This window comes from Sulfuricaulis sp. (assembly GCF_024653915.1).
Classification (GTDB): domain Bacteria; phylum Pseudomonadota; class Gammaproteobacteria; order Acidiferrobacterales; family Sulfurifustaceae; genus Sulfuricaulis.
On record NZ_JANLGY010000004.1, the window covers coordinates 72459 to 96797 of the forward strand.

Below are 24339 nucleotides of genomic sequence, written 5' to 3' on the forward strand. Positions count from 1 at the left end.
TACAGCCCGTGAATTAAACGGGACCCTACAGGACGGCGAACTCTACCGATAGATAAAATTCATGTCAACGCGAAAACCCAAAAAACCAATTCAAGACCCCATGGCTGAACGGGAGCAACAAAAATACGAACATCCCGTCCCCAGCCGCGAGGCCATTTCAGCCATGTTGACCGAGCGCAACGAGCCCTTGCCGTTTCAAGAGCTGGCGAATGCGCTGGACGTGCACGGCGAGCGCGATGAGGATGCCTTCAACCGTCGCCTGCGCGCGATGGAGCGCGACGGCCAGATCCTGAAAAACCGCCGCGGCCTGTACGGGCTGGCAAACAAGATGGACATGGTCTCCGGACGCGTCAGCGGTCATCCGGACGGTTTCGGTTTTCTGATTCCCGATGAAGAAGGCGAGGATCTGTTTCTTTCGCCCGGCGAGATGCGCCAGGTGATGCACGGGGATCGCGTCATGGCGCGCGTGACCGGCGTCGATCAGCGCGGCCGGCGCGAAGGCGCTGTGGTCGAAGTGCTGGAGCGCACGCACAAAACCGTGGTTGGGCGCTATGTCATGCCGAACGGCGCGGGTTTCGTTGTGCCGGAGAACAAGCGCATCACCCAGGATATCGTGATATCGCGCGGCGACGAAAACGGGGCAAGGGTTAACCAGATCGTGGTGGCGGAAATCACGTCACCGCCGACACGTCACCGGGCCCCCGCGGGACGCGTGATAGAAGTACTCGGCGATCACATGGCGCCGGGCATGGAAATCGAGGTTGCCATCCGCGCACACGACATTCCTCACGTCTGGCCGCAAGAGGTGCGAGACGAGGTCGATGGGCTGACGCCACAGGTTCCCGCGCACGCCAGCGAGGGACGATTCGATCTGCGAGAAATTCCGCTGGTCACGATCGACGGTGAGGACGCGCGTGATTTCGACGATGCCGTATTCGCCGAACACGATGGCCGTCAATGGCGGCTGATCGTGGCGATCGCGGACGTATCCTATTATGTTAAACCCGGCACAGCGCTGGACCATGAGGCTTATCAGCGCGGCAACTCGGTGTATTTCCCGCAAAATGTCATTCCGATGCTGCCGGAAATATTGTCGAACGGTTTGTGCTCGATCAACCCGAAGGTGGACCGTCTGTGCATGGCCTGCGAAATGCAGATCGATGCCGCCGGCAACATCAGTCGTTATCGGTTTCTCGAGGCGGTCATGCGTTCGCGGGCGCGCCTCACCTACACCAGGGTGGCGTCCATATTGACGGACAAGGATGCCACGCTGCGGAACGAATATGCCGATGTCGTTCCGCACCTGGAAGCGTTGCATGGCCTTTACAATATTTTGCACACGTCGCGCATGAAGCGCGGCGCGGTGGATTTCGAGCTGCCGGAAACGCGCATCGTGTTCGACGAGGCCCGCAAGATCCAGCAAATTGTGCCGCAGCAGCGCAATGATGCCCATCGTTTGATCGAGGAATGCATGTTGGCGGCCAACGTTTGCGCCGCCGAAATTCTTAAAAAGCACAAAGTGCCTGCGCCGTACCGCATCCACGAAGGTCCGACAACAGAGAAATTAAGCAACCTGCGTGAATTCCTTTCCGAAATCGGCCTATCTCTGGCTGGCGGCGATAAACCGCAGGCGCATCATTATTCCAAACTCATCAAGCAGGTGGAAAAGCGCACCGACTCGCGCCTGATCCAGACCGTGCTGCTGCGTTCGCTGTCACAGGCGGTGTACAGCCCGGACAACGTCGGCCACTTCGCGCTGGGTTATCCTAACTACACCCATTTCACCTCACCGATACGCCGCTACCCGGACCTGCTGGTGCATCGCGCCATCAAGGGCATCCTGGCAAAACGCCCGGCGGAAATTACGCCGGAACTGGCCAAGCAGCAGGGCGAACACTGCTCCCTGACCGAACGCCGCGCTGACGAGGCCACGCGCGAGGTGACGCGCTGGCTCAAGGCTGAGTTCATGATGGACAAGATCGGCGAGGAGTTTGACGGCTACATCAGTGGCGTCACTAATTTCGGAATTTTCGTGGAACTGGTCGAGGTTTACGTGGATGGCCTGGTGCACATCACGGCGCTGGGCAACGATTACTATCATTTCGATGCGGCGCATCATCGCCTGATGGGCGAGCGCACGCGCCAGATCTACCGTCTGGGTGACAAGGTGCGCGTACGTGTCATGCGCGTGGACCTGGACGAAACCAAGATTGATTTCGAACTGGTCGGGGTGGTAACGGGTGCCAAAACCGGCAAGGCCCCCAAACAGCGTCGTCCAGAGGCAAAACGTAACGGCAAACCTTCCGGTAAAAAGCGTTCGAGGAAACGCCGGCGCTGACATGAGTGATCAGCATGTTTGCGGTGTACACGTGGTGCTGGCGGCGCTGAAGTCCAGACCGGACCTTGTCGAGGAAATCTGGGTTAGCGATGCACGCGGCGACAAGCGCATTGCCGCGGTACTGAATGCTGCCCGTGATGCGCAGGTAAAGATTCATAAATCGCCGCGCGCCGCCCTCGACCGCCTCGCCGATGGCGTGAAACACCAGGGCGTGATTGCGCGCATGCGCGAAACGCCCGTGCAAAAAGAGCAGGACCTCAAAACCTTTTTAGCCCATTTGCCGCCCATGCCGCTGCTGCTCGTGCTCGACGGCGTGCAAGACCCACATAATCTCGGCGCCTGCCTGCGCAGCGCCGATGCCGCCGGCGCGCATGGCGTCATCGTGCCACGCGAGCACAGCGCGCCGCTTTCCGCCGTTGCGCGCCGTGCTGCCAGCGGCGCGGCGGAAACCATTCCCGTGTTTCAGGTGGTTAATCTTGCGCGCACCTTGCGCGAACTCAAGGAAGCCGGCATCTGGCTTGCCGGCGCGAGTCAGGAGGCTGATACTGATGTCTTTCATACCGATCTGCGCCGGCCGCTGGCGATTGTTTTGGGCGGAGAGGGCAAGGGACTGCGGCGATTGACACAGGAAGAGTGCGATATGCTGGTGCGCATTCCCATGGCCGGCACGGTGGAAAGTCTGAATGTCTCGGTGGCGGCGGGCGTATGCCTCTTCGAGGCCGTGCGGCAACGGAGCACACACGATTAAGCGCCGACCAAAAGAAAAAAATTAACAGGATTAACAGGATTTCTTAAGAATTCTAAAATCCTTAATCCTGTAAATCCTGTAAATCCTGAAAAATCCTGTTAATCCTGTCTATTGCATTTTATCAGGAGAAACGCACGCTCGCCTTCATGAAGAAACCCAAAATGCCCACGTTGCACGAGGCCTTGCCCGGACGAGCCGAGAAGATGCTGGTGCCGGAAAAACATTTCGTTAACGGTCGTCTGCTTACGCCGCCATTTCCGATGGGCATGGAGCAGGTGCAGTTCGGGCTCGGCTGCTTCTGGGGCGCGGAAAAATATTTCTGGCAATTGCCGGGTGTATACGTGACCGCGGTCGGTTATGCCGGTGGTCGCACGCTTAATCCTACGTATCAGGAAGTATGCAGCGGTATGACCGGTCACAACGAGGTGGTGCTGGTAGTTTACGATCCAAAGCAGGTCAGTTACGCGCAATTGCTGAAATTGTTCTGGGAGGCGCACGATCCCACGCAAGGCATGCGTCAGGGTAATGACGTCGGCACGCAATATCGCTCCGGCATCTATACCTACAGCGAGGCACAGAAGCAGGCGGCGCAGGTATCACTCGCGCGTTATCAGGATGAACTGAAGAAGGCAGGTTTCGCGCCCATCACCACCGAGATCCTCGATGCACCCGAGTTTTATTATGCCGAAGATTATCACCAGCAGTATCTCGCCAAAAATCCGCGTGGCTATTGTGGCCACGGCGGCACCGGCGTGACTTGTCTGATTACGTGAGCCACACGCTTTACACCCTTGGACATGGCAATCGAAAGATTGAGGAGCTGGTTGCGCTATTGAAGGAGGCGGGGGTGGGTACGCTCGTTGACGTGCGTGCGCAACCGCGCTCACGGCACAACCCGCAGTTCAACGATGACTCGCTGCGTCTGGCCTGCGAAAATGCGGGCATTGCCTATCACTGGGCGGGAAGGCAACTGGGCGGGATGCGCGACCCGCGGCCGGATTCACCGCATCTGGCGCTCGATGAAAATCTTCGCGGTTTTGCCGATCATATGGACACGGAGTCCTTCCAGAAGGGCGCCTTCCAGCTGCAGCATCTGGCCGCAAGCGGTGTATGCGCCATGCTTTGCGCCGAGCTCGACCCGGCACATTGCCACCGATCGTTGATAGCGGATTACCTGACGCTCCAGGGCCAGCCCGTGGTGCACCTGATCGCTCCCGGCAAGTCGCGCGAACATGCGCTTTCGCCCGGTGTGAGGCGTGAATCCGCGGCCCTGGTCTATGATCGGCAGCTCAGTGGACAACTCGCCTTGGACCGTTGAGGTAGGCGGCATCCCGAAAAGATATCGTAAAACAGCGATTTTTAGCGGGTTTGGCACTCCGGCAAGCCTTGCTCGGGCCGGGGGGATTCCAGTAGAATGCGCCGCTCTTTTGAGCAGTTGCCCCTCCGGGGCGCCCTTGCCTTACCGGCCGTATAACAACTACAAAACGGCAGCGGAAGGCTGAAGTTCATCCATAAGGAGTGTTGCATGCGTCATTATGAAGTCGTTTTCATGGTCCACCCGGACCAGAGTGATCAGGTACCCGCGATGATCGAGCGCTACCGCTCGATGATCGAGTCCGCCAAGGGCGTGATCCACCGCCTCGAAGACTGGGGCCGCCGTCAGCTCGCTTACCCCCTGAACAAGGTGCACAAGGCGCACTACGTGCTCATGAACATCGAGTGCGAGCTGGCCACATTGCGCGAGCTGGAGTCGGCGTTTCGCTTCAACGACGCGGTGCTGCGCTCGCTCGTCATCAAGCGCAAACAAGCCGTTACCACGCCATCGCCGCTCATCAAGGAAAACGAAGAGAAGTCCGCGGCGCCCGTGTCGGCACCGGCGGATATCGATAACGGCGATAACGAAGCGGCCGAACCAGCCGCGTCCGATCAGGTTTAAGGAGCACGACCATGTCACGATTTTTCAGACGCAAAAAATTCTGCCGCTTTACGGTCGAGAAGGTCGATGAGATCGACTATAAGGATATCGCCGTGCTGAGTGGATTCATCACCGAAACCGGCCGCATCATGCCGTGTCGCAACACCGGCACCAAGGCCCGCTACCAGCGGCAACTGACGCGCGCCATCAAATATGCGCGCTTTCTGGCGCTGATGCCGTATTGCGACAGTCACTGAACGCTACTCGCGAGGTTTAACGATGGAAGTCATTCTGCTGGAAAAAGTGCGCAACCTGGGCAACCTGGGAGAACAGGTCAAGGTGAAGTCAGGTTTCGCGCGTAACTTTCTCATCCCTTACGGCAAAGCCGTCACGGCCAACGAGGAGAATCGCGCCAAGTTTGAGGCGCGTCGCGCCGAACTCGAAAAAGTCCAGACCGATGCCCTCGGCAAAGCGCAATTACGCGCTGAGAAGATGACCGGCTACACGGTCCAGGTCGTACGCAAGTTAAGCGAGGAGGGGAAACTTTTCGGTTCCGTCGGCATTCGCGACATCTGCGAAGCCATGGTGCAGGCTGGTTTCGAACTGACCAAGTCCGAAATTCATCTCGATCGCGGTCCGATGAAGGAGATCGGCGATCACGAAATTTCCGTGTCGCTACACCCCGAAGTCAATTTCAAGCTAATCGTTTCGGTCATCGGCGAAAAATAGCGCGTTATTTCCTGATTTACGGTGCAGCTGTTCATCTCGACGCACCGCGCTATAATGCGTGACACACTTGACGGCAGCTAACCAAGCCGCAATTCAGGATCGAGAGGGGGAGGTCGGTGGAAGAACGAGCCTTTTCCAGGCGTGGAACGGAGTCGGTGACCGACCTGCTCAAGGTCCCGCCGCAATCGATAGAGGCCGAGCAATCCGTGCTTGGCGGTCTGCTGCTCGACAACCAGAGCTGGGACCGCATTGCCGATATTCTCACCGCTGACGACTTCTACCGCCGCGAACACCGACTGATCTTCAACGCCGTCTCCTCCCTGTGCCAGGAAAACAGCCCGGCGGACGTGGTGACGGTTTCCGAATGGCTCGAACGCAGCGGCGAGCTCGAACACGCCGGCGGACTGGCCTATCTCGGTTCACTTGCCAACAACACTCCCAGTGCCGCCAACATCGTGGCGTATGCCGCCATCGTGCGCGAAAACTCGGTCATGCGCGAACTGGTGCGGGCGGCCGGCGAGATTACTTCGGCCGCCTATACCCCCGAAGGACGCTCCGCCACTGAACTCCTGGATTTCGCTGAAAAGCGCATCTTCGACATCAGCGAAAAGGGCCACCGGCGCGGCGAATTTCAGCCCCTGAACACCCTGCTCAGCAAGGCCGTCGACCGCATCGACGAACTGTTTCGCTCCAAGTCGTCCATCACCGGCGTGCCCACCGGCTTTACCGATCTTGACGAAATGACCTCCGGGCTGCAGAAATCGGACCTTGTCATTATCGCCGGGCGTCCGAGCATGGGGAAAACGAGTCTGGCGATGAACATCGCCGAAAATGCCGCCGTGGGCCACAAGATTCCGGTGGCGGTGTTCAGCATGGAAATGCCGGGTACACAGCTGGCGTTGCGCATGATGGCCTCGCTCGGGCGTATCAACGCGCACCGAGTGCGCACTGGAAAACTCGACGATGACGATTGGCCGCGGTTGACCTCGGCCGTGAGTCTGCTCAATGAGGCCCCGATTTTTATCGATGATTCCCCGGGACTGACGCCGATGGAATTGCGTGCCCGCGCGCGTCGCTTGAAGCGTGAGCATGGTCTCGGGCTGATTCTCATCGACTACCTCCAGCTCATGACGTCGACCGAGCGCACTGAGGAGAACCGCGCCACGGAGATTTCCAACATCACGCGCGCGCTAAAAGGCCTGGCCAAGGAGCTGGATGTGCCGGTGATCGCCATGTCGCAGCTGAACCGCAGCGTGGAATCCCGTCCGGATAAAAGACCGGTCATGTCCGACCTGCGCGAGTCCGGCGCCATCGAGCAGGATGCCGACGTGATCTTTTTCATCTATCGTGACGAGGTCTACAACAAGGACAGTCCGGTCAAAGGCACCGCCGAGATCATCATCGGCAAACAGCGTAACGGCCCGATCGGCGAGGTGCGCCTGACCTTCCTCGGGGAATACACGCGCTTTGAAAATTATACTTCCGCCGGATACGACGGGAATTCCTAGGGAAGTCTGATTTATTAATTCCTGACCGCAGAGAGCGCGGAGGACGCAGAGAAAAAATATATGGGAATTAACGGGAAAATCTCTGTGATCTCTGCGTACTCTGCGGTGAAAACTCATATTTCAGAGACTCCTCTTAGATGAGCCGACCGGCGCGCGCGCTGCTGGACGCTGGGGCGCTCAAACACAATCTGCAACAGGTTCGTCTTCACGCCAAGCGTGCGCGCGTCATGGCCATCGTCAAGGCCAACGGCTATGGACACGGACTCGCCTGGGTGGCGCGGACCCTGGGTGAATCCGCCGATGCCTTCGGTGTCTCCAGCATCGAAGAGGGCATGCAACTGCGCGAGGCGGGGGTGACGCGGCCCATCTGCCTGCTTGAAGGTTTTTTCAATAACGATGAGCTGTCATTGCTCTCGAAACAACATCTTGAGCCGGTCGTTCATCATGACGGACAACTCAAGGCCATCATGAAGGCCTCTCCGATGTTGAAGCTCACGGTCTGGATCAAGGCGGACACCGGCATGCATCGTCTCGGGTTCGCGCCTGCCGCGGTACCTGAGCTTGTGAAGCAGTTGCGCAGCGCATCCGCGGTGGCCGGCATTCGCCTCATGTCGCATTTCGCACGCGCGGAATTTCCCGACGATGATGTCACGCGCTCCCAGATCAATGATTTCGCCGGTGTGAGCCGGAATCTGGAGCTGGAAACGAGCCTCGCCAATTCCGCCGGTATTCTCGCCTGGCCCTCGAGCCATCTTGACTGGGTGCGCCCCGGCATCATGCTTTATGGCGCCTCGCCCCTGATGGACAAGGATGCCGCGACCATGGGGCTCAAACCCGTCATGACGCTCGAATCAGCCCTGATCGCGGTGCATGCCCGGAAGAAAGGTGACGCCATAGGCTACGGCGGCGACTGGCGTTGCCCGGAGGACATGCCGGTGGGCGTGGTGGCCATCGGCTATGGTGACGGTTACCCGCGCCACGCGCCGCCCGGTACGCCGGTGCTGGTAAACGGCCAGCGTGTGCCGACTGTGGGCCGGGTATCCATGGACATGATCACGCTCGATTTGCGGGCCCAGACGCAGGCGAAGATTGGCGATCCGGTGGTGCTGTGGGGCAAGGGCCTGCCCGTGGAGGAGGTGGCGGAAAGTGCCGGGACTCTCTCCTATGAACTGTTGTGTCACGTGACCGAGCGCATCCCGCGCGTCGTCGTTTAATAAGAATTTTCACCGCAGAGGACGCAGAGTACGCGGAGAATTAAAATTGAAAATCAAAAAATATAAAATTCTCTGCGCCCTCTGCGCTCTCTGCGGTTGATGCTCATAAAATAAATGGCCAAGGTCAAATCGGTTTACACCTGCAACGAATGCGGCGCGAATTCGCCCAAGTGGGTCGGCCAGTGCCCGTCCTGTACTGCCTGGAACTCGCTTTACGAAACCACGGTCGTGCCCATTACCCACCCACGCGCCGGACGCCAGTATGGCGCGCCCGCGGCGGTGCATAATCTGGCCGAGGTCACGCCGGGAAAAATTGCCCGACAACCGACCGGCATCACAGAGCTCGACCGCGTGCTCGGTGGCGGACTGGTGTCCGGTTCGGTGGTGTTGATCGGCGGCGATCCGGGCATCGGAAAATCCACTCTTCTGACGCAGGCCATGGCCACCATCAGCCAGAGCGCGAAAGTGCTTTACGTCAGCGGCGAAGAATCCTCCGACCAGATCGCGCTGCGAGCGCAACGCCTGGGACTCCGGGGCGATCGGCTGCGACTGCTGACGGAGACTCAGGTCGAGACCATTCTTGCCAGCGCCCAGAGCGAACAACCGCAGGTCATCGTCGTAGATTCGATTCAGACGATGTTCACCGATATTCTTCAGTCGGCGCCCGGCAGTGTCGCGCAGGTGCGCGAATCCGCGGCGCAGTTGGTGCGTTACGCCAAGCAGACCGGCACGGCCCTGTTTCTGGTGGGGCACGTGACCAAGGAAGGCACGCTCGCCGGCCCGCGCGTGCTGGAGCACATGGTGGATACCGTGCTGTATTTCGAGGGCGATACCGGCAGCGCCTTTCGCATTATTCGTGCCATCAAGAACCGTTTTGGCGCGGTGAATGAGATCGGTGTCTTCGCCATGACGGAAACCGGCCTGCGCGAGGTCGGCAATCCGTCCTCGATGTTTTTGAGCCGGGAAGTGCAATCCGTGCCCGGCAGTATCGTGCTGGCGACGCAGGAGGGTACGCGCCCGTTGCTGGTGGAAGTCCAGGCGCTGGTGGATCAAAGCCATTTGTCGAATCCGCGGCGCGTGTGCGTGGGGCTCGACACCAACCGGCTGGCGATGCTGCTGGCGGTACTGCACCGTCACGCCGGCATCGCGACCTACGATCAAGATGTGTTCGTCAACGTTGTCGGTGGCGTGCGCGTGCTGGAAACCGCGGCGGACCTGGCCATCCTGGCGGCCACGGTTTCCAGTCTGCGCAATCGTCCACTCGGCCGGGATCTGGTGGCCTTTGGTGAGGTGGGGCTGGCGGGCGAGGTGCGGCCAGTGCAGCGTGGGCAGGAGCGTATCCGCGAAGCGGCCAAGCTGGGGTTCAAGCGCGTGCTGGTGCCGGCCGCGAACATGCCCAAAAAGGGTGACGCCGGAATTGAATTGCTGCCCGTCCGCCGTCTTACTGAGGCTTTGGAAATACTAGGATAAAAAATTCACAGGATTTACAGGATTAAAACAGGATTAACAGGATTAGAATCCAAAAGATCGAATTTCAGCAGTTAATCCTGTGAAATTTTATTTCAAATAAAACTGCAAACGCGTGCCGGCGACCTCGATCAAATCGCCGTTTTTGAGTTTTGAGCCTTCCGACGGAATCGGCCGGCCGTTCAGCTTCGGCGTTTCATCCGCGCCCGGCGCCAGCGCGAAGCCCTCGGCCGTTAGCGTGATGGCCCCCGCGCGCTTGCCGGCACTGCCAAGATTGGTAATCTTCTTGGTCAGGTCGATGCGCTTGCCGCTGTTCATTCCGCTCAACACAAAAAGGGCACCGACACGTTGCCGTTCTGCTTCGACTTTCGGTGAATCTTTCGGTTTTGTTTCCAGGGTGATGGCGGCCGGTTCGATGGGCGGCCGGGACACGGGCTTCGGCTCCACGGTTCGCGATGGATTAATGATAACCGTCCTGGCAAATTCCTCCGGCGGTTGGCTGGCGCGCGCCGAATCGCTGAGATAGATCAGCGAGTGTTTGCCAATCACGACCGTGTCGCCATTTTTCAGGTGATGTTTGGTGATCTTTTTGTTGTTGATGAAGGTGCCGTTGGTGCTGCCCAGATCCTGGATGAACGAATCCTCGCCCACCGTAAAAACATTGGCGTGCTCGCCGCTCACGGAGAGATTGTCGACCTGAATCTCGCATCCCGGCTTGCGGCCGATTTTCATATCGCCCTGTTTCAGGTCGATATGATCGACCACGTCGTTGTTGAACTTGATAATGATCTTGGCCATCTTCGTACTCCAGTCTCTTATCCCACGGCAATAAAATGCGCCCGACGAATGGGCAATTCAGTTTAAATCTGTTCCTGCAATTTCCGCAGAGCCTCCGGACTGCGCGCGAAACCGCGATTCGTGCGCACCAGAATGACCGAAATATTGTCCGGACCACCGCGTTCGTTGGCGGTGTCCACCATGTGTCGTGCGGTGGTTTCGAGATCGCGTCCGTGTTCGGTCAGCATCATCTCGATATCGCCGTCGGCGAGGACGTCGTTCACGCCATCGGAGCAAAGCAGATAAACATCGTCGCTGTAGATGTCGTGCTCACTGACGTCGGCCTCCACGTCCGGATCGATACCGAGTGCGCGCGTGACCAGATTTTTGCCAACCGTCTGACGCGCCTCTTCCGCTGTGACGAGACCGCGGCTGACCAGCTCCTGCACCACCGAGTGGTCCTCGGTGACCTGTTCCAGGATGGTGTCGCGGAAACGATAGAGGCGCGAATCGCCGACATGACCGACACAGAGTTTATCGCCGTAGAAAAGGGCGACCACCACGGTCGAACCCATGCCGGCATTTTCCGGGTTCACGCGCGCGTGGGCATAGATTGCCTGGTTGGCCTGCTGGATGGCATCGCGCACCAGCGCCACCTCAATACTGCCGCCGCTGGCGGCGTCTGAATCGGCCAGCGTGTTGACGACGTGACGCTGAATAGCCTCGACGGCAAGACGGCTGGCCACTTCACCGGCGCGGTGGCCGCCCATGCCGTCCGCGACCACGACCAGCCCGGCCTCGGGCGTCATGACAATGCAGTCTTCATTCTGTTCGCGGATACGGCCGGGATCGGTCAGGCCGGTGATCAGGAGTGCGCTCATGAGGTTCCCGGGCTTCGGGACAGTGGTGGCTGTGCCGGAAAGGGGCGGTAAAGGACCAGGATTTCCGTGGGCAGCGGGGTGGTGGTCATGGCGGATGTGTCAGCAAACTGTCCCTTCTCGATGTGTCCGGTTTTCGTGTGCATCGAAACCGCTCTTTGTGGCGCTGCGATGTTCCCAAGTATAGGTGCTTCTGTACGACATCCGGTGCGCATTTGGCGCCTGAAAATACTCAGGTTATATCTAGAATATACACCATGAATATTGAATATTTATATGAATTTTATGATAAAAATTTGCGTGATTCAGAGTAACAGATTTTCCAGTATGCGACGGTAGACGCGCGCCAGCCGAGTGAGATCTTCCACCGCGATACATTCGTCGATCTGATGGATCGTACGGTTGAGCGGCCCAATCTCGACCACCTCGGTACCCGTAGGGGCGATAAAGCGGCCGTCCGAGGTGCCGCCGCTGGTGGAAGCTTCCGCCTCAACCCCGAGCTCCTGCTTCACGGCCCGCCGCACCGACTCGATCAGGGCCGTGCCCCGCGTCAGAAATGGGTGGCCGGACAGAATCCATTCGATCCGATGTTCCACGTGATGGCGCTTGAGGATTTCCTCAACCCGGCGGCGCAATTCGGCATCGGTCACGGCGGTTGAGAAACGAAAATTAAACACCACCTCAAGCCGGCCGGGAATAACGTTCTCGGCCCCGGTTCCGCCGTGAATATTCGAAACCTGAAAGCTGGTGGGGGGGAAATCGGCATTGCCTTTGTCCCACTCGGCGGCGGTCAGCTCGGCCAAGGCCGGTGCCAGCATGTGAATGGGATTATTGGCCAGATGCGGGTAGGCCACGTGCCCCTGTTTGCCGTGCACGAACAGGCGCCCGGTCAGGGAGCCACGCCGACCGATTTTGATGGTGTCGCCCAGGGTTTTTACGCAGGATGGCTCGCCGACGATGCAGTGATCGATCTTGATGCCCTGCTTGCCGAGCCATTCCATGACCTTGATCGTGCCATGCACCGCCGGGCCTTCCTCGTCCGAGGTGATGAGCAGGCCGATGGCGCCCTTGTGCTCGGGATGCTTGGCCACAAAATCCTCAATGCCCGTGACAAACGCGGCCAACGAAGACTTCATGTCGGCGGCGCCACGGCCGTACAGGTGGCCATCGCGCACCTCGGGCTTATACGGGTCGCTTTTCCAGGCCTCACGCGGGCCGGAGGGCACTACATCGGTATGTCCGGCGAACACCACCAGCGGCTTGGCACTGCCGCGCACGGCCCACAGGTTCTCGACATCGCCGAAGGGCAGGCGCTCGATCTTGAAGCCGAGCAACGCCAGGCGCTTGATCATGATTTCCTGGCAGCCTTCGTCGCGCGGCGTCTGCGACGGGCGCGCAATCAGCTCCATCGCCAGTTCAAGTGTTTTATCAGTCATTATTTATAACTTATTAATAAATATATAAAAAGATTTGAACCGCCAAGACGCCAAGGACGCCAAGAAAATCGAAGGTGAATAAAAACTAAATCTAGAATATTTTCATTTTCATGTTTTTTTACTTGGCGCTCTTGGCGTCTTGGCGGTTACAAAGATCATATATCTCTTAACAGCTCATTAATGCCGACCTTGGAGCGGGTTTTTTCGTCGACCTGCTTCACGATCACGGCGCAGTAGAGACTGTATTTGCCATCGGCGGCGGGCAGGTTGCCCGAAACCACCACGGCGCCCTTGGGCACCCGGCCATAGGTCACCTCGCCGGTCATGCGGTTGTAGATCTTGGTACTTTTGCCGATGTACACCCCCATGGAAACCACCGCGCCTTCCTCGACGATGACCCCCTCGACGATCTCGGAACGGGCGCCGATGAAGCAATTGTCTTCAATAATGGTGGGCGCGGCCTGTATCGGCTCGAGCACGCCGCCGATGCCGACACCGCCGGAGAGATGCACGTTTTTGCCAATCTGGGCGCAGGAACCGACCGTGGACCAGGTGTCGACCATGGTGCCTTCGTCCACGTAGCCGCCGATGTTCACATAAGAAGGCATCAGTACCACCGAAGGGGCGATATAGGCGCCCCTGCGGATGGCCGCCGGCGGTACCACGCGGAAGCCGCCTTCGCGGAAGGCCTTGGAGTTGTAATCGCCGAACTTGGACGGCACCTTGTCCCAGTAATTGGTGTAGCCGCCCTTGATGAACTGGTTGTCCTCGATGCGGAAGTAGAGCAGCACCGCCTTTTTCAGCCATTCGTTGACCACCCACTGGCCGCCTTTCTTCTCGGCCACGCGCGCCTTGCCGCTATCCAGCAGGTTGATGGCCTCGTTCACGGCGTCCTTGACCAGCGTATCGACGTTGCGCGGGGTGATGGCGCCACGGTGCTCGAAGGCCTCATTAATAATGGACTGTATGTCGCTCATGGCTCTGTACCTTAAAATAGGAAAAACAAGGAATGGACAGGATTAACAGGGCGAAACGGAGTAGTCGCCGATGTACTTAACGTACATCGGCGCCGTTGAGCGCCCGCACACGGATGTGCGGGCCGGGATAAACGAAGCCTCTGTCGCGACGCCAAGGAAGGCATACTTGCCGTCCGTGGCGTGACCACGAAGACCTCGACAGACCCCGGCCCCGCCATCCATGGCGGGGCGCTCGCCGGGGCGAAGACACGTTAAGTGTCTTCGCCCGTTTCCGGCTCGCCCTGTAAATCCTGTCAATTTAAAAATAGTTAACCCAGCGATTCTACATAATTTCGGATGCGCTGTGCGGCCTCGATGCATTCAGGAAGCGGCGCCACCAGCGCCAGGCGCACGCGATTCTGGCCCGGGTTCACGCCCTCGAATTCGCGCGACAGGTAGGTTCCCGGCAGCACCAGTACGTTTTCACGCGCGTACAGCTCGCGCGTGAAGCGTTCATCGTCTTTTGGCAGTTTTGGCCACAGGTAAAACCCGGCCTCGGGTTTGTCTACGTCCAGCACCGGCTTGAGGATTTCCAGCACGGCCTCGAACTTGGCGCGGTATTGCTCGCGATTGGAACGCACATGCGCCTCGTCGCTCCACGCCGCCGTACTCGCCGCCTGCGTCGGCGGCGGCAGGGCGCAGCCTTGGTAGGTGCGGTACTGGTGGTACTGCTGCATCAATTCGCCGTCGCCGGCGACGAAACCGGAACGCAGCCCCGGCAGACTGGAGCGCTTGGACAGGCTGTGGAACACGATACAGTGCCGGTAATCCTTGATGCCAAGATCGTTCGCCACTTGCAACAGCCCCACCGGCGGTTTGGCCTCGTCGAAATAGATTTCGGAATAGCATTCGTCCGAGGCAATAATGAAATTGTACTGTTGCGCCAGTTCAATCAACTTGGCGAAATCGTCATGCGTCAGTACCGCGCCGGTTGGGTTGCCGGGCGAGCAGACATACACCAGCGGCACCTTTTGCCAGATGTCTTCCGGCACACTCGCAAAATCCATGCGAAAGCCATTGGCCTCGGTGGTGTTCAGAAAATACGGTCGCGCACCCGCCAGCAGCGCCGCGCCTTCGTAGATCTGGTAGAACGGGTTCGGCATGACCACCGACGGGCGTTGCGAGTTAACGCGCCGGTCAATGACGGCCTGCGCGATCGAGAACAGCGCCTCGCGTGTGCCGGCGACGGGCAGCACGTTGCGTTCCGGTTGCAGCGTGACTTTAGTGAGGTGAAAGCGACGCGTGGCCCAGAGGGCGATGGCCTGACGCAGCTCGGTCGCGCCCATCGTCACCGGGTAATTCGACAATCCCGCCAGATTGGCTTTCAGGGCTTCCAAAACCAGGTTGGGTGCGGCATGCTGCGGCTCGCCCATGGAAAGACGAATCACGCTCTTGCCCGCGGGCGGAGCGATGCCCTGGATAAGCTGAGCGAGCCGTTGGAAAGGATAGGGCTGTAAGCTCGCGAGCCTGGAATTCATGGAGTCTGGTTTGTTAGAAAAAAAATATTATACGGTAAGCCCCTGATGTCCTCCAACGACTCGCGGCGTTTTTACCCAGCCCTGGCCATGATGACCGGCGCCAGCCTGTGGGGCGTGATCTGGTATCCCATGCGCCTGCTCGAAGGCGGCGGCCTCGGCGGCATCTGGCTTACGCTCACGCTCTATGGTGCCGCGCTCGCCGTGAGCCTGCCGTTCACGCTCAAATCCCTGCCGGAATTCACCCGCCAACCCGGCTGGCTGGCGCTGCTGATGCTCTCTGCCGGCTGGACCAACATCGCCTTCGTCGAGGCGGTGCTGGAAGGCAACATCCTGCGCGTGCTGCTGCTGTTCTATCTGTCGCCGCTGTGGGCCACGCTCATGGCCTGGGCCTTTCTGCGCGAGCACATCACGCGCATGGGGTTTGCGAGCCTCGTCATCGCCATGGGCGGCGCGCTGCTGATGCTGTGGAATCCCGTCCTCGGCGCGCCCTGGCCGCAGGGCAAGGCCGACTGGATGGCGCTCACGGCGGGTTTCGCCTTCGCGCTGTCCAACACCGTCACGCGCAAGCTGCACGACGTGTCCATCGAGGCGAAAGTTTTATCCGTCTGGGCCGGCGTCACGATTGTGGCGCTGGTCATGATCGCGATGTTTTCCCTGCCTATGCCGCAACCATCGCTCACCATCTTTACTGGTGCCGTGGCGCTCGGCGTGTTCGGTATCCTGCTCATGACATTGCTGGTGCAGTATGGTGTGACGCACATGCCTGTGCATCGTTCGGCGGTGTTGGCTTTGATCGAGCTTGTCGCTGGCGCGATCGCGCAGCAACTTCTTACAGACGAGATTGTTACGGTGAGGGAGTGGATAGGGGGAGGGTTGATTGTGATTGGGGCTTATCTGTCGGCGAGGGCTTCATCGCCGAGGGATTATTAGTCGATCTGCCTTCCTTTACGTTGTAGCTACTTCTTCCGTGGTCTCCTCAGTCAATACCCCTTTAAGGAATTTTGCATAGTGTTCCTGGAGATGCTTCAAGGATGCGCCTTTGTCAGCTTGGTATTCGAGGCTCTCTTGGAAGAACTGTAGCCGAGCGCGGTTCTGGTTGAGGACCTGCGCCCAAGTCTTAACATAAATTGAGCAGTTGTCCTTAGTGTGAATCCTACCGTTATTATTACTATCAGTCATCCGATACGATGCATAATCGCCATAGTCGTCGCTGATCACCCAGAAAACCCAATTCGTGTTCACACTACGAAAGCGCTCATCCTTAGTGACCGAGATTGTGTATTCTTCGATCTGCGTGATCTCTTTCTGGTTGATCTTGACTTTTGGTGCCTTAAGTTCGACGACAAGATGAGTCAATTCGTCCGCCTTATGGTGGCGGATTGAGCGTGAAAGCATCAAATCGATTATGCCGCGCTCTTTGGAGATGTGCTTTACGGGATCATTGATTACAATGTCGTCCCCGAGGATTTTTCGGTGTTTGCGAAGAACCTCAGTAAGGGACTGATCATCAACCGAGAGGTTGTATTCCTCGCCGAATAGCCAGCAGTTCTCTGCGATGATGCGATGAAGTTGAGAGCGTTCCTTGAGCCGCTTCTTGCTATCGGCATCGAAAAGAATCGCTTCGAGTCCGGTAAGAAACTTCAGCCGATCAGCAACGATCTTTGCCGCGCTGATGATCGAGGACAACGATACATCTCGCAGCAGTTCCGCAAGCTCTTCTTGTTTGCGTTTGGGGAGCTTGAGAACCTCTCCGAGGATGAGTTGAAGCTCTTCCGGACTTTTCTCGATCGCCTGCCGTAGCAAGCGCAGATGAAATGCCTTATTTTTCGTTGGTGTTGTCTCAAATTCGGGAATGTACTGAGCGACGTTCACGGCAACGATATCGAAGACTTGTCGCTCGACGTGTTCAACATTAGTCACGGCTTCCCCCTCATAGGGATAAATCTTCTCTTCTTTCCAATCTTCAACAACTGTCTTCGCTTCCTGTGCAGCACGATTACGAAAGTAATCTCTGATTGCCTGTTGCGCTTCATCGATCACAGCGATAACGGCCGAATTCATCTCAGCTAGCTCAAGCGTTCCTTCTTTCTGGAGTTTTGAAATATATGAGGATTTTAGGTAAGCAGAGAATTGATAATTTCCGGTATGAAAACGCCGTTCCACTTGCGTTAATGGAAAACCCTTCTCATTACAGAGGTAAAGTGCTCGGCTGGTCACGGCACGCCATTCGATGATCTCCAGCCGTATTGGGTAGTTTTTGTCTTCTTCACTAATGTCGCTGAGATTGACTGTATGGCGAGAAGCAATTGCTTTATCTGGGTCGATCTGGGTTGAATCAACTACTATCGAAATACCTTGATAGTCAGCCAAGTACAATGCAAAGATTTCTGTGAATTCTTGGATACCCGTTTCGGAGGTAATGGAACGGTAATCCTTATGAAGCTCGGAGATAGTGAGAGTAACACCTCGCTTTTTTTCTTCAGGTGCTTTTGCTTCATCTGAAATGCGGACTTCCTGAATTTTGCCGGCGTTCATCGTAATCTTGAACGTCGACAGTTCATCCCCTTTGGGGTAGGTCACATCCCATTCCGCAAAACGACCGAGGGAAAAAGCCTTAAACCGGCCGCGACCGTCCTGACCGTGCAGAAAACGGCCGTCTTTCTTTGTAACTGCACCAGGCCGCTTCCATGATCCACCGAGTTTTTTGAATAGCTCAGGGGCATCGGAAAAGGGCATTCCAAGACCATTGTCGGTGATAACAATAGCTGACATTGCATTGAGGTCGTTGTACTCAATGCGCACATCAATCGACGTTGCATCAGCGTCGAGCCCGTTCCAGATAAACTCCGCTACAGCCTGCACAGGCTGTGCCCGTGTTATCTTTTCTAAGAAATCCGACTGAACTTCGACGGGATAGGCGTGATCAGTCATGATGCTGTATGCTTTTCATTTTTTCATCCTTGCGCCCGCATAATCTCCTCGGCTCGATATTTTCCACTAATTATTAGAACTCTGATACCTCCCTATTCGGAGGCCTAATTTTGTAAGCAATTCGCTGATTAACAGCAATTTATGACGGTAGGATTTGTTCATCGCCGCCACTGGCGATTCGCTAAATTTACATGCAATATCATGATCTCAACCACCAAGGAGCACGACGATGAGCAAAGGCATGGACAGTAAGAAGCAGACCAAGAAGGAACCGGCCAAGACCATGAAGGAAAAACGCGCGGAGAAGCGGGCCAAGAAGGCGGCGCGGGGCGGCATGGCTTAGGGTCTTGGGGTTAATAGGCAACCGTCTTTCAACCAAAAGGGACTTTGAAAATGAATACGGCATTCCTCAATTCGTGGCAGCCGCGCGCACTGGCGGTCCTGCGCATCATTACGGCGTATCTGTTTATGGCGCACGGCACCGCCAAGCTGTTCGGCATGCCGCACCGGGCGATGTTTGACGAGTTACAGCTGATGTCGCTGGTGGGGCTCGCCGGGGTGCTGGAGGTCGGCGGCGGCGCGCTGCTGCTCATCGGGCTGTTCACGCGGCCGGTTGCGTTTGTCTTGTGCGGGTTCATGGCCGTGGCGTACTTCATGGCGCATGGAAACCAGGGGAACGCGCTGCTGCCGATGCTGAACGGAGGAGAGCTCGCGGTGCTCTACTGCTTCGTATTCCTGTATTTCGTCTTTGCGGGTGCCGGGGCCTGGAGCGCGGACGCGGCGCTGAAACGGCGGTAAGCGTTGCCAAACACAAAAGCCGCCCACCGGGCGGCTTTTGTTTATTTACGTCGGTTAGTTTCCTGATTAGTTTGTTTTCTTCGGCGCGCCGATGACGTTTTCCATTTTCTGCTTGTCGATGTGATTACCGAGCTGGGCAATGAAGCCGTTGACGGCCGGATCGGAAAACAGCCCGCGTGCCGCGACCTGGCCGAGCACCTGAAAGGCGGATTCGATGGTGCTCTGTCCTTCGTACTTGATCGCCGTCTGCACCTGTTTCTTGCAGGATTCTGTCAGCAGTCGTTCGAACAGCTTGGCCGTTTTAACATTCAGCTCATTGCGCTGCGCGTCGGTCACGGAACTGATCGACTTGACGGCGGGATGCAGGGCCGCGGCGGCGAACATCCACTTGACGAGATAGTTCTTGTCCATCTCACTGGTCGAGGTGACGAGGCACTTGGCCATCTCGTCGGAATAGGGGCCGGCGAATGCGGAGGGTTAGGCCAGCAGGACGAGTGAGAATGTGATGCTGATGACAGCACCTTGGGCATATTTCATAAGAAACTCCCTCTAGGTGTTTGCGGTGTAGCGATACAAAGTCGTAGAAGTATTTTCCGGCTAACGTCTACGCCCGTTTCAGCAGGAACTCGAAATTACCCTCGGCATTTTCTTTCGACTCCAGCATGGTGTTCCCGGTTTTCTTTGCATAGGCCTTGAAGTCCGGTAACGAGCCGGGGTCCGTCGTGAGGACGCGCAGCGTCTGTCCGCTTGCCATGGTTTCCATCTTTTTCTTCATACGCATGACGGGTATCGGGCAATTCAATCCACGCAAGTCCAGATCATGGTCAGCCATCGTTGCTTCTCCCGTTACAAGCAAGTAACTCCAATATTCTTACACCCGTTTCAGCAAGAACTCGAACTCGCCAGCGGGGGTCTTCTTCGATTCGAGCAGCACATTGCCTGAACCTCTGGCATAGGCGTCGAAGTCTATGACCGTCGCGGGATCTGTCGCCAATACACGTAAAGTCTGGCCAACCTTTATGGTCAGCATTAGTTTCGCCGTGCGCATGACAGGCAGTGGGCAAGTCAGTCCACGCGCGTCGAGTTCTTGATCAGCCATCTATACCTCCCCAATTACCGTCAAAGCCGAAATACAATCTAAATATAGATTATTTTCGCGGTTTTGCTTTTGGAGGCGCAGAAATGCCGGTAATTTGTGCACCAATAAGGGGCGACGGGAATTATTTCCTAACAAAATCCAGCGCCTGCATCAGGCGGTCGAGGGCGCGGCGGCCAGGGCTTTTGCGACGCATCGGGTTGTCCATATCCCAGCGCACCTGATCGCGGCGCTCTTTGCTGAGGCGCCGCATCTTTTTGCGCTGCTCGCGTTCGCGGGACGCTGGTTTGTTGGAATCGCTATCTTTTGTCACGGGATCCTTTTCAGCTTCGTGCTTTCAGGCATGCGCCTTGCGACGGTTTTTGCGTACACGTTTCTGCTCCCCCTGGTGGCGCACCATATCAGACGCTTGCCGGCGGTCTTCCTCGGTGCGCCGGTCGTCGTAGTGATCATATCGGCACTGGCAATAGGGCGCCGTGCAATTTTCCAACGGCAGGCGGGGTGCTTCCTTCGCGAGAAATTTGCTCGACGACAACGTCCTGACTTCAGGGCAGGCATTGGCATGGGCGTGGATGGCCACGGCATGGAAGCGGTTGGAGGGGGGCGGTGCTTCAGCCGTCACGACCGGTTTCTGTCGATGCCACAGGTATGCCGCCGCGACCGCGGCGATGACGACGAACAGCAATAGCAACAATCCCATGTTCCCTCTTTTAAGCGCGTACGCGCCGTGCGCGAGGGTTTCCCTGCGGTTTGCCGGCATTCGCCACGAGCGATCCATATCGATAATAGTAGAAGGCGTCGGCGGCAATCGCTGCCGCCAGGACCAGTGTCGGTATGCTCGTGTTCAAGGAGGAAACCGCGGCGACGAGATAGATCAGCGCAAACGCGGTGTCCGTCTCGACCTCCACCCGTTTTCGGGGCGGCCACTTCTCTCCCAGATGTCCCCAGCTTTCCCACCAGATCGCCGCGGCTTTGGTTCCCAGCAACCACCAGGCCGGGTGGATGGAGGGAAAAATATTTTCCCCGAGGATCGCATTGCCCGCCAGGAATAAACAGGAGACGATCACCAGATCGGCCCAGAATTTTCCATGCGTGTAGGATTTCCGGTTACCGTCACTGACAGAATGCGCGTAGTCCATGACGTAAAGAATGAAGAGGGCCAGCGCCAACAGCGCTTCCTCGCCCCAGATCGTGCGGTCCGAGAATTCATTAAATCCGGTGTAGATCAGGGTTCCGAGGACAGCCGGATACAGCAAATTGTTCATCACTACGCACCAGCGTGCATCGCTCATACGGCGGTTTCCTTGTGATGGAAGGGTACAGTCCCGATTAAAGGTTCTAGGCGCCGATAATTCAAGTTTTCTGGCCTATTAATGCTGCCTCTTTCGGGCAGCCGCCTGGTTGCCGGTTATATAAGGGATGTGGCTGGCTTATTGAATACTACTGACAACAACAGACGCCGGCAGTTAGGCGATTATTTCGAATAATCCCGCTCTCCGAATATCGCCGTGCCCACCCGCACCATGGTCGCCCCCTCCTTGATGGCTTCGATGTAGTCACTGCTCATGCCCATGGACAGCTCGGTGAAGTCCTTCAGCCCAAAACGCTGCTGACAGTCGTCACGCAACCATCGCAGGGTGGCGAAGCATGCGCGAATTTCCTTTTCCTCGGCTTCGTGGGGGCCGATGGTCATGAGTCCGCGCAATGGCAGGGCAGTGAAATCTTCTTTTAATAATTTTTCGATAAAACCCGGCAGGGCATTGGGAGCAATGCCGTGTTTTTTCGGATCAGCGGTAACATTTACCTCTATCAGTATATTAATGATTGATGATTTCTCTTGTGCGTGTCGGAAAAGTTTACGCGCAAGGTCCAGGCTGTCGAGCGAATGCAGCCAGGAAAAATTTCCCGGGATGAATTTGATCTTGTTGGTCTGGAGGTGGCCGATGAAATGCCAGTCAATGGACAGACTTGCGTGATGCGAAATCTTCGGCACGGCATCTTGTGCTGTACTTTCTGCAAAATCTTTTTGTCCGGCTGCGATGGCGGCCGCTATCGCCTCTTTCGAGTGACCTTTTGACACCGCAATCAATCGGATAGCGTCGGAACTTCCTGTGCGCGTGCGCGCCGCGTCGATAGACTGTCTGACGTGGAATAAATTACTTGCGATCGCGTCAAAAGTTTGGTTCACAACTTGCATGTTACCGTGATTTGAAAAATATTTTCACATGTCAATGTTGCGCGCGATTTTTATTTAAGGATAATGATCGCCCGCGTTGGATGGATCGAACACAAGAGGTGAAGAACCCATGACAAGGAATGGACCCCGGAATGCCGGCGCTCATTTACCCACCGAGATATTGAATCGCGCCGGCGTGCACATGGACAAGCTCTCCAGCCTGTTGTCGCACTGGAAAGCGAGCATCGGTGAGCCGCTGGTCTCGCACAGTTTTCCCGTCAGCTATGACAGCGGCCGCCTCAGCTTGCGTGCTGATACTTCGGCCTGGGCCAGCCGTCTGCGCCACAGTCAGGCGGAGATCATGGACGAGCTGCGCCACGACCCGTATTTCCACGATTTGCGCGAGCTGTACGTGCGTGTGCTGCCCGAGCGGGCGCGCGCGCAGGGTGAGAAGAAGCGCCAGTCGATTACCTTGCCCAGCCGCATCCCGGACAGCGCCGCCCATCTCATCAAGAGCGTGGCGGACGACATCCTGGACCCGGCGTTGCGCCGTTCGCTCATCCGTCTGGCGGGCACGCGCGACAAGTCTGCATCCGCAAAAAGTTAATCCTATAATCAGTCCATGGTCCTGAACCGACATATCGGCGGGCTGTGTCGGCGCCTGTTCATGGGGGCGCTTTGCGCCGTCAGCGCCGCTTGCGCCACACAGCCTGTTCCACCTTCACCCAAGCCATCGGCGACGGTCAACGTGCCTCAGCCGGTGGTAACGCCTGGCACGCCTGCGAGGGCTGTTACGCCAGAATGCCATGTCGCCGCGGTGGGCGACATCATGCTCGGCGGCACGGCGGCGCCCGAGATGCGCAAATTCGGTTATGACTACCCCTTTGAGCTGACGAAGGACATCCTGAAACAGGCGCAGATCGTTTTCGGCAATCTGGAAGGCCCGCTGACCGATGACGGCGCCTCCGAAACCGCCAAGCAATATGTCTTCCGCTCGCCTCCGGACAAGGTGGCCCCGGCACTGTCACGTGCCGGCTTTAATATCGTGTCACTCGCCAATAATCACACGCTGGATTATGGCCCTGAAGGGCTGGAGCACACCCGCCAGGCGCTGGAAAAGGCCGGCATACAATCTGTGGGTGCCGGCGCCAATGCGGCGGAGGCGCGCGCAGCGGTATACATGACATGCGCGCCACCGCGCGGCAGTGGATTTTCCGCGGTGAACTTCACCACCCAGGTGGCCTTTCTGGCCTATTCATTGACGTTTCCGGAGGAATTCTGGGCCGGGAAGGACAAGCCCGGCACTGCTTTTGGCCATGAACGCCATGTGGGCGCGGACGTGGCGGCGGCGCGTGAAAAGGCCGATATCGTGGTGGTTTCGTTCCACTGGGGGCAGGAAGGCAAGACCGAGCTGCGCGACTACCAGAGGCAACTGGCGCACGCCGCCATCGACGCCGGGGCCTCCGCGGTGCTGGGTCATCACCCGCATATCCTGCAGGGCGTGGAGCGTTACAAGAACGGGGTGATTCTTTACAGCCTCGGCAACTTTGCCTTCGGATCGTTCAGCAACACCGCCACGCGCAGCGCGATCGCGTTGCTCACGTTCCGCGACAATCAGTGGCGCGAGCTGCGCATGGTCCCGATTAACGTGAAAAATGCCGAGGTCGTGTTCCAGCCGCGTCCGCTGGTCGGGCGCGACGCCACGGATGTCGTCGAGCATTTACAGCAAATGTCACAAGCACTCGGCACCACGTTGGAGAGCCGCGACGGGGTGGCGGTGCTGGTTGCGAAATAATATTTGGTAACCACAGATAAACACGGATGAACACGGATT

28 protein-coding genes are annotated in these 24339 nt (G+C 57.5%); 14 read left to right on the plus strand and 14 right to left on the minus strand.

From position 1 onward, the window contains the following. The first annotated feature begins 100 nt into the window (after positions 1–100). The 10 genes from rnr (at position 101) to radA (ending at position 9922) form a co-directional block, all read left to right on the plus strand. A complete protein-coding gene (gene rnr, locus NUV55_RS01480; protein ID WP_296669751.1) occupies positions 101–2338 on the plus strand; it encodes a ribonuclease R in 2238 nt (745 codons plus the stop codon). Position 2339: 1 nt separating this feature from the next. Next, positions 2340–3086, plus strand: a complete 747-nt coding sequence (rlmB, locus tag NUV55_RS01485) for a 23S rRNA (guanosine(2251)-2'-O)-methyltransferase RlmB (RefSeq protein ID WP_296669753.1) — start codon at positions 2340–2342, stop codon at positions 3084–3086. Between the two features lie 146 nt (positions 3087–3232). Next, positions 3233–3859 (plus strand): peptide-methionine (S)-S-oxide reductase MsrA, encoded by a 627-nt coding sequence (msrA, locus tag NUV55_RS01490; RefSeq protein ID WP_296669754.1) that lies wholly within the window; start codon positions 3233–3235, stop codon positions 3857–3859. Then, the gene (locus tag NUV55_RS01495; RefSeq protein WP_296669756.1) at positions 3844–4404 is read left to right on the plus strand and encodes a DUF488 family protein; all 561 of its coding nucleotides are present in this window, start codon (positions 3844–3846) and stop codon (positions 4402–4404) included. Before msrA ends, NUV55_RS01495 begins: the two co-directional genes overlap by 16 nt. A 207-nt stretch (positions 4405–4611) precedes the next feature. Next, on the plus strand, positions 4612–5022 hold the full coding sequence (gene rpsF / locus NUV55_RS01500) for a 30S ribosomal protein S6 (RefSeq protein ID WP_296669758.1): 411 nt from the start codon (positions 4612–4614) through the stop codon (positions 5020–5022). A gap of 11 nt (positions 5023–5033) precedes the next feature. Beyond that, the gene (gene rpsR / locus NUV55_RS01505) at positions 5034–5258 is read left to right on the plus strand and encodes a 30S ribosomal protein S18 (protein ID WP_296669760.1); all 225 of its coding nucleotides are present in this window, start codon (positions 5034–5036) and stop codon (positions 5256–5258) included. A gap of 22 nt (positions 5259–5280) precedes the next feature. Next, entirely contained in the window at positions 5281–5730 is a 450-nt protein-coding gene (rplI, locus tag NUV55_RS01510; RefSeq protein ID WP_296669761.1) for a 50S ribosomal protein L9, read from the plus strand. Between the two features lie 116 nt (positions 5731–5846). Next, a complete protein-coding gene (gene dnaB, locus NUV55_RS01515) occupies positions 5847–7238 on the plus strand; it encodes a replicative DNA helicase (protein WP_296669763.1) in 1392 nt (463 codons plus the stop codon). A gap of 137 nt (positions 7239–7375) precedes the next feature. After that, the gene (alr, locus tag NUV55_RS01520; protein ID WP_296669765.1) at positions 7376–8452 is read left to right on the plus strand and encodes an alanine racemase; all 1077 of its coding nucleotides are present in this window, start codon (positions 7376–7378) and stop codon (positions 8450–8452) included. Between the two features lie 114 nt (positions 8453–8566). After that, positions 8567–9922, plus strand: coding sequence for a DNA repair protein RadA (gene radA, locus NUV55_RS01525; RefSeq protein ID WP_296669766.1), 1356 nt, complete (start codon positions 8567–8569; stop codon positions 9920–9922). An 87-nt stretch (positions 9923–10009) separates the two neighbouring features. On the opposite strand, the gene NUV55_RS01530 is transcribed toward radA, so the two are convergent. The 6 genes from NUV55_RS01530 to dapC all read right to left on the minus strand — a co-directional run bounded on the left by NUV55_RS01530 (position 10010) and on the right by dapC (position 15504). Then, a complete protein-coding gene (locus NUV55_RS01530) occupies positions 10010–10717 on the minus strand; it encodes an FHA domain-containing protein (RefSeq protein ID WP_296669768.1) in 708 nt (235 codons plus the stop codon). A gap of 62 nt (positions 10718–10779) precedes the next feature. Continuing rightward, entirely contained in the window at positions 10780–11577 is a 798-nt protein-coding gene (locus NUV55_RS01535) for a Stp1/IreP family PP2C-type Ser/Thr phosphatase (RefSeq protein WP_296669770.1), read from the minus strand. Continuing rightward, positions 11574–11720, minus strand: coding sequence for a hypothetical protein (locus NUV55_RS01540; protein ID WP_296669771.1), 147 nt, complete (start codon positions 11718–11720; stop codon positions 11574–11576). Before NUV55_RS01540 ends, NUV55_RS01535 begins: the two co-directional genes overlap by 4 nt. Positions 11721–11879: 159 nt before the next feature. After that, on the minus strand, positions 11880–13010 hold the full coding sequence (dapE, locus tag NUV55_RS01545) for a succinyl-diaminopimelate desuccinylase (protein WP_296669773.1): 1131 nt from the start codon (positions 13008–13010) through the stop codon (positions 11880–11882). A gap of 155 nt (positions 13011–13165) precedes the next feature. After that, on the minus strand, positions 13166–13987 hold the full coding sequence (gene dapD / locus NUV55_RS01550) for a 2,3,4,5-tetrahydropyridine-2,6-dicarboxylate N-succinyltransferase (protein WP_296669774.1): 822 nt from the start codon (positions 13985–13987) through the stop codon (positions 13166–13168). 308 nt (positions 13988–14295) lie between these two features. Further along, positions 14296–15504 carry a succinyldiaminopimelate transaminase gene (gene dapC, locus NUV55_RS01555; RefSeq protein ID WP_296669776.1) on the minus strand — a complete coding sequence of 403 codons (1209 nt, stop codon included), beginning with the start codon at positions 15502–15504 and terminating at the stop codon, positions 14296–14298. A 45-nt stretch (positions 15505–15549) separates the two neighbouring features. On the opposite strand from dapC, the gene NUV55_RS01560 reads away from it, so the two are divergent. Then, on the plus strand, positions 15550–16434 hold the full coding sequence (locus tag NUV55_RS01560) for a DMT family transporter (RefSeq protein ID WP_296669777.1): 885 nt from the start codon (positions 15550–15552) through the stop codon (positions 16432–16434). A 15-nt stretch (positions 16435–16449) separates the two neighbouring features. Here NUV55_RS01560 and NUV55_RS01565 read toward each other — a convergent pair whose 3' ends face one another. Further along, positions 16450–18435 carry an ATP-binding protein gene (locus NUV55_RS01565; protein WP_296669778.1) on the minus strand — a complete coding sequence of 662 codons (1986 nt, stop codon included), beginning with the start codon at positions 18433–18435 and terminating at the stop codon, positions 16450–16452. A 393-nt stretch (positions 18436–18828) separates the two neighbouring features. Between NUV55_RS01565 and NUV55_RS01570 the strand changes: the two genes are divergently transcribed. After that, complete coding sequence (locus NUV55_RS01570; protein ID WP_296669780.1) at positions 18829–19233, plus strand: DoxX family protein; 405 nt, start codon at positions 18829–18831, stop codon at positions 19231–19233. 66 nt (positions 19234–19299) lie between these two features. Here NUV55_RS01570 and NUV55_RS01575 read toward each other — a convergent pair whose 3' ends face one another. The 7 genes from NUV55_RS01575 to NUV55_RS01605 form a co-directional block, all read right to left on the minus strand. Continuing rightward, complete coding sequence (locus NUV55_RS01575; protein WP_296669782.1) at positions 19300–19677, minus strand: hypothetical protein; 378 nt, start codon at positions 19675–19677, stop codon at positions 19300–19302. 160 nt (positions 19678–19837) lie between these two features. Beyond that, positions 19838–20065 (minus strand): sulfurtransferase TusA family protein, encoded by a 228-nt coding sequence (locus NUV55_RS01580; protein WP_296669783.1) that lies wholly within the window; start codon positions 20063–20065, stop codon positions 19838–19840. 39 nt (positions 20066–20104) lie between these two features. Further along, positions 20105–20332, minus strand: coding sequence for a sulfurtransferase TusA family protein (locus tag NUV55_RS01585; RefSeq protein ID WP_296669784.1), 228 nt, complete (start codon positions 20330–20332; stop codon positions 20105–20107). 121 nt (positions 20333–20453) lie between these two features. Continuing rightward, a complete protein-coding gene (locus NUV55_RS01590) occupies positions 20454–20642 on the minus strand; it encodes a hypothetical protein (protein WP_296669786.1) in 189 nt (62 codons plus the stop codon). A gap of 24 nt (positions 20643–20666) precedes the next feature. After that, complete coding sequence (locus NUV55_RS01595) at positions 20667–21029, minus strand: hypothetical protein (RefSeq protein WP_296669787.1); 363 nt, start codon at positions 21027–21029, stop codon at positions 20667–20669. 10 nt (positions 21030–21039) lie between these two features. After that, on the minus strand, positions 21040–21621 hold the full coding sequence (locus NUV55_RS01600; protein ID WP_296669789.1) for a hypothetical protein: 582 nt from the start codon (positions 21619–21621) through the stop codon (positions 21040–21042). A 182-nt stretch (positions 21622–21803) separates the two neighbouring features. Continuing rightward, positions 21804–22526 (minus strand): YggS family pyridoxal phosphate-dependent enzyme, encoded by a 723-nt coding sequence (locus tag NUV55_RS01605; RefSeq protein WP_296669791.1) that lies wholly within the window; start codon positions 22524–22526, stop codon positions 21804–21806. A 109-nt stretch (positions 22527–22635) separates the two neighbouring features. On the opposite strand from NUV55_RS01605, the gene NUV55_RS01610 reads away from it, so the two are divergent. Both NUV55_RS01610 and NUV55_RS01615 read left to right on the plus strand, forming a co-directional pair. Further along, the gene (locus NUV55_RS01610; protein WP_296669793.1) at positions 22636–23112 is read left to right on the plus strand and encodes a DciA family protein; all 477 of its coding nucleotides are present in this window, start codon (positions 22636–22638) and stop codon (positions 23110–23112) included. Between the two features lie 15 nt (positions 23113–23127). Further along, a complete protein-coding gene (locus tag NUV55_RS01615; protein WP_296669794.1) occupies positions 23128–24300 on the plus strand; it encodes a CapA family protein in 1173 nt (390 codons plus the stop codon). Positions 24301–24339: the final 39 nt, after the last annotated feature.